Source organism: Marinagarivorans sp., from assembly GCF_982758155.1.
In genome coordinates, this window is the sequence record NZ_CEXWTU010000267.1 from 1 (window position 1) to 6094 (window position 6094).

The following is a 6094-nucleotide window of genomic DNA, read 5'->3' on the forward strand; positions in this document are numbered from 1 at the left end:
CCGCCACATCAATCGCAAAAATATCGGCTAGCTCAGCTAATTTATCCGTTACCCATTCCTTACGATGCGAGTAATCCTTACCGGTTAACTTATCTTCGCCAAATAGCCATCCTCGGCGGACTGCCCGGCAATAACAGTGGTGCCAAGGGGTTTGATCTAGCGACATGATTAACTTTCTGGGCTTTGTCATCATTCACTCCGGTAAACAGCTCTTATTTAGGTATAGCAAAGCTCCCTTTAAATGCGAGACCGTTCGTCAGTGTTATGGATGTCCCAGATTGTTTGTACGTGCGAGACCGTTCGTCAGTGTTATGGATGTCCCAGATTGTTTGTACGTGGGTTTATTGGCGCTTACCATTTAAACTATATACTTAGACAACAACGAAATAACATTTCTTATTGTGCCTTTTGAAAACAGTTCCATTAAATGTGCTTGCAGCCCTTCAACATCAAGGAGCTTAGCTGTTATTTCTTTTTCAACAGCAACCCAGTAGTCATGTTCTATTTTTAAGCATTCACAGACTGGTATTCCGTTGTAGAAGGAGTTTTCATCATAACGTGTATGAAGAACTTCTGTAACCTTAGCTATTGATGAATTATGTGCGTTCAACAAACTATTAACAAAAGATTCGGGATCTACACGATGAAATATTGGCTGACATCGATATTTTTCTATAACTATTTTAGCAACCAGTTCAAAATCAGAGGTTTTTAAGGAGCTTAATATCAATTCAACTTCTTCCTTCTTTCTCTTACTTTCACCAAGCTCAAATGCCTTAGCATTAGAATTAACAATTAATTTTTTTAATTCAATAAAGTCTTCGTCGTCTTCGCATATATATCCATAACCCGTCCCATCGTATCTTCTGTTACTTAATAGATTTACACTTCTCCAACTCTCACCATCTTCGTATTTACTGATATATTTACTTACAAGCCTCTTAACTTGGGAGATAGTTAACTCAGTAAAGTTATTTTTACTAAAATAGATAATAAGAGCTACTTTATGAAGGTAAATCCTCAAGTCGTTTTCGTCTAATGAATTCAATTCATATTCTAAACTAGAAATAAGGCGTAAAAACTCAATATTTCCTAACTCCCTGAAATTCCATAATTTTATCCAGTCGGGAGTTTCTATTTTTGAGTTAGCAAACAAAGCGAGTCTTGCTGTCTCTTGGTTTATATTATCTAGATCACCTTTGAATAAAATTTTTGCCCAAATCTCACCACTATAGAGTCGAGATTGTTCACTAAAGTACTTTATGTGAATTTCGTCATCACCAGTACCTTTCATAAAAGGCAAATCATTTCTAAGGTCTTCTTCAGGTAAATCACCTTTTTTAACTTCAATACTAAGAGCAAAAAAGCACCTCACTAAATCCTGAAAAAATTGATTATTATCCTTATATTCTTTATCGAGCTTATTTATTAGGTATTCAAAATCGTTGATAGATTGCTTGAACTTCCTCAGGTTTTTCAATTTCGATCTATTATAAACGTCTTTTAATACTTGCTCATGACCTATCAGACTATATCCTTTTAGGAATTCAGCTAATACAGAATCAAAATCATGCTTTATTTCAAATGTTTTACCTATAACTTTTTCTTTAAAGCTTTTATATATCTCTCCATCATCGCCATCGACAATAGTTTTTTCATTCGAGATTAGAATCACCTTAGTTTTTGAATTTTCAACTAAGCCATTTATAAAACCTAATATTTCTACTGTAGATATTTGTGTTCTCTCCAGATCATCAAAAACAAGAACTATTTGCTTATTTTTTTTATCGGTCAAAAACTCAGAGAAGCTTAGTTTATCTAACGTTGTATTTAATGTTGATTCAGAGGTGCCGTCAGAGTCAAGATCAAGCTTCACCCCCATACTAATTGCTCCTTTTAATATATTCCCCACCAATCTCGTATACTTTGACCCTAAGACAGGGTGTAATGCTTGGAATATGCACGAATTGACATCAGAAACATTTTTCAGACCAAAAAGACTAATCTTTACCAATTGGAGGTTTTCACTATCTTGTTTTTCAATGTATTTATCTATGTAGTGTGTTTTGCCAACTCCCCAGTCACCACATAAAAGAAAAGCATACTCGGGAGAAGATAGTCTTAAGTAGTAATCAAGATTTTCTGTCGTGTGTTTGTTTACTTCCATAATTCCTACAGCATAGTTAGATGAATACTTTGAAAGGCTCAGTAATGGTAGGAACTTCACTCACGCAAGCCCCCCATACAGATCCGGACGTGCGGTTTTTTCCGCAATAATTGAGGACAGGCACTCCTCAATTAATTCTGAATAGCTTATTACCTTTCTTACTAGTTAATTCAACGAGAATTTTTTCTGCGAGGAGAACCTCAAGCTCACGCCGAATGTGGTTAATACTAAACATTGCAAGCTTTTCGTAGCCAACTTGCTTGCTCCCCCATTTTTGTATTCTTAATGGTGAAAAGGCCCATTTTGAATAACTCTTTAAGAATTGAATCAACAGAGATCGCAATGACTGAGAAGATAAATTTCCCTTTGGCTCAATTTCGTATGAAGCATACTCTCGTTTTAAATTTGAAAACTCTTTTGTACTTTCATTAAAAGAGACAATTGGAACTCCTCGTATACTTTTCTGGGAATTTAAGCTATCGGGAACTACGATTAGAGGCTGAACGACTGCATTAATCCTTCGCTCTCTCAAATAACCTTTGTATGTTTCTGCGTAGTCATCCAGTTGGCGCGCAACGCCTATAAGAGATGATGCCCTTCTATATTTTTTGACTTCTATTAGGTAATGGACATTCTTTGTTTCTATTACAATATCAATCAAATACTTTCTGGCACCGGAGGTAATTCGAACTTCATTCTTCACACTATCATATGAGAAGGGAATTTGACTCCTAAGGCTTTCGAATACACTTCTCTCTAGCTGTAGGGCATTTAATACCATCTCATTTTTAGAGAAATTAGCTTTTTCGGGCTCGGTTTCTAAAATACCCTCAGGCTGATTATCGACATCCTCAACTTGCTCTACATCATCAGGTTCATCTGTGCTTTCCTTGAGTATTTCAGCTGCGACCTCTGATTCAGCTTTATCTTTTACCTCGTCCTTTGTGGCGCTGTCGGAAAGGTAGTCCCAGTACTCTTTCCTATTCCATATCAGTGCAGCAATTTTCTCTAGAAAATGGAGTTCTGTTACAAGTGTGGCGATTACAAAAACAGATATAGTGTAAACAACTGCATTATGAGCTGAAAAACAGATAGCAACGACCAAAATAGAACCAAGTAACTGAGTTGCAAATTGAGCACCCCCTCGAATGATAAGAGGTACCGCTAGTAATAGTGCAGAAACAGCGAATAAAGTCGCTATAACTTTAGGATCGGTTATCGCATTCATAATTATCTCCGCTGCTTCCATACTAATTGAACTCTAACGTCAAGTGCCGCGGCAGTTTGTGGAGTGGCGTTTTGTGCTAGCGTAGCGGTCAACACAACAAAGCCGCGAAACAAACTGTCCACTGGCACGCTTGTTAAATTTTTATGTCTTTCTGCATTGCTTTAAATAGTTGCTTTTTGCTCTGCATTATTTCTTCTGATTCACCATCAAGTATAAAGTTTAACGAAGCAATCAATACGGTTGACGTTTCATCTGACGCTAGAATAAGTGCCGAATAGTAAGATGTTAGTACCGACTCTGGCCCCTTAATAGGATCATTTACATAGCGATCAAATTCTTCTAAGTATTTTGCGTATGCAACTCGCCTTTCTCTATGCAACTCCTGCCTCTGTTGTTCTTTTAGCTCCAGTCTTTTGAGCAAAACCTGATTGGCACCTCGCTTTTTCTCTAAGAGGAAGTTAGCAAATTGCGTAACTAATACCCCACCCAATGCGCCAATTAGAGTATATAAAGATGCATCCAAAATTAGCTCCTACTGAAATTTAACGACACTATCATGCCGCAGCCTTGTAGTTGATTATTGTTGTGGCAGTCTTTTTCGTCGCAAAAAAAACGACGAAAAAGCTGTCAGCATGACGGCTTGGTTATACACTTTTATGAATTCTACGCTTAGCGAATTTCACGAATAAGTTAACGGCCAAAAATATACAAATGTAATATGGTATATCGGCAAAATATAAATTAAAACGATCGCCCGTTAATAAAAATGCCTTAACTAGGTAGTATAGAAATGGAATAAATTGCGCTATAAAAATTAGCCAAAAGCTATTTGACACAAGTTCGTAATCGCTATCATCACTCGCCTTTGCCACTAATTTAAAAAGTATAGCCAAATAGACATAAAACCCCATTACTACTACATCTAACGCGCTAACAATCACGGTCTCGATTAGCATTCCTATAACATTAACTTGAACTTCATCATCCATAGGTACTCCTTAATTGACACTATATAACATCTGATTCACCCTCATGGTCACATATAGGAATATACCTACATATAGACCAAACTGGCTGCAACTATACCTAAATTACTTAATATAGGCATCTTCCAGTATCAAGCCAATATCCACATCTAAGCACTATCAGCACCACCTTCAACCATTCCGTCTTTGGACCCGAGCCTAATGGCAGTTCGTCGGAATTTTCGGCATCCCAATATGCAGTAATGAGTAGCGCTCAGAAACAGGTGTCGGTATGCACCTTTGGGGCCGTCACAAACAGGACGTTTGTGCAGAGCTTACAGGGAGTATTCACAGCGTGCCCCAGAGGTGTATGCCGATACCGTCGCGCTATACAGCCAAAACACTTTTTAATATTAATCGACGAAATGTTGCTGTTGGGTATTTACTGAATGCTGCAGCGCAGTTTTAGAGCCTAGGAGTCTTCTTATTGCTAAGCGTGCAGCTCGCCGGTATTGGAATTAAGCATATCGCCGAGTCCGGTCACCGCTCCAAAGCAGTGACCGGTTTAATTCCGCCAGCCACACCTCAACGATTATATCTCCCCACCCTTTACTCAAACTTCCACCAGTTGAATTTAAACAGATCATCGCCGCTACCGGAGAACACCAAGAACAGGTCGTGGGTACCGCCTCCCCCGCTGACTGGGCACGTCATCGTGGTCCAGGGAGATTTCCCCGAGACATCACACGTACCCAGCAAGGTGCCGGTTCTGCTTCCCAAGCGGAGCTCGATTTTCGCGTTACCGGTTGAAGAAGAAACTCGTGCATCGAAGGACGTCACGCCGCTCGCGAAATTAACGTTCTTAACCTTGATGTAGTCGCCAGCGCTAATGCGCGTGACGTTCTGACCACCGCCGGTGTCGTTGCAATTTTCTGTCTTGATGCCGGAAGCGAAGGCGATAGTCTCCGCCTCGACTCGCGAGAATGGGTTCAACCGGGTAATACCTTCGGGGCCTTCGCCGTTCATCTCCAGTTTTGGGATGCTGCCGTCGTTGCCGTAGTTGAACTCCTGCACGCGCACAGAACGCTTGTAATTATTGCCACCGGGTAGCGAACTGTCGTGATAGAAAAAGTAGGAGCGCCCCTTGTATTCGACCATGCCGGGGTGGTTGGTGTATGTCCTGCCCGCATCCATGATGTCACCTTTGTAAGTCCACGGCCCCGTTGGACTGTTGCTGGTGGCGTAACTAATCTTCTCGCTTCCGCCGGTGTGGGCGGCGTAGACCATGTAGTAGATCGAGTCTCGCTTGTAGAGCCATGGCCCCTCGGCAAAATCGGGCACAGTAGTGGTCTGGATGCCGCCCGAGTAGCTGATCATGTCCTCGTTCAGCTTCACGTATTGCAGCGTGCCGTTGCCCCAATACATGTAGGCCTGTCCGTCATCGTCGATGAACACGGTCGGGTCGATGTTGCTCGTTGGCCCCTGCGCCAGATGCGTGCCTAGTGGGTCTGTAAACGGGCCGACGGGGTTGTCGGCCACCGCAACACCAATTCTGGAACCGGAGTTGTTGTTCAGCGGTACATACAGGTAATACTTTCCGTTTCTTTCGGCGGCCTGCGCTGCCCAGGCGCTGTCGTTGCCCCAACGGAACGTGTTGATGCTGGCCGGGGAGCCGTGATCGGTCCAGTTCACCATGTCCGTGGTGGAGTAGAGCCGCCAGTCATTCATGGTGTA

At 41.4% G+C, this 6094-nt stretch carries 5 protein-coding genes and 1 pseudogene; all 6 read right to left on the reverse strand.

The window, feature by feature from the left end; all coding sequences use genetic code 11:
• Positions 1 to 193 (reverse strand): annotated as a pseudogene (locus AC3A8L_RS19025) (transposase); the annotation flags it as partial.
• 165 nt (positions 194 to 358) lie between these two features.
• The gene (locus AC3A8L_RS19030) at positions 359 to 2227 is read right to left on the reverse strand and encodes a P-loop NTPase fold protein (RefSeq protein WP_487963856.1); all 1869 of its coding nucleotides are present in this window, start codon (positions 2225 to 2227) and stop codon (positions 359 to 361) included.
• A 67-nt stretch (positions 2228 to 2294) separates the two neighbouring features.
• Complete coding sequence (locus AC3A8L_RS19035) at positions 2295 to 3395, reverse strand: hypothetical protein (RefSeq protein WP_487963857.1); 1101 nt, start codon at positions 3393 to 3395, stop codon at positions 2295 to 2297.
• 133 nt (positions 3396 to 3528) lie between these two features.
• A complete protein-coding gene (locus tag AC3A8L_RS19040; RefSeq protein ID WP_487963858.1) occupies positions 3529 to 3918 on the reverse strand; it encodes a hypothetical protein in 390 nt (129 codons plus the stop codon).
• A gap of 121 nt (positions 3919 to 4039) precedes the next feature.
• Entirely contained in the window at positions 4040 to 4384 is a 345-nt protein-coding gene (locus tag AC3A8L_RS19045) for a hypothetical protein (protein ID WP_487963859.1), read from the reverse strand.
• 585 nt (positions 4385 to 4969) lie between these two features.
• Positions 4970 to 6094: family 43 glycosylhydrolase (locus AC3A8L_RS19050; RefSeq protein WP_487963860.1), on the reverse strand; the 1125-nt coding region annotated here is incomplete at its 5' end.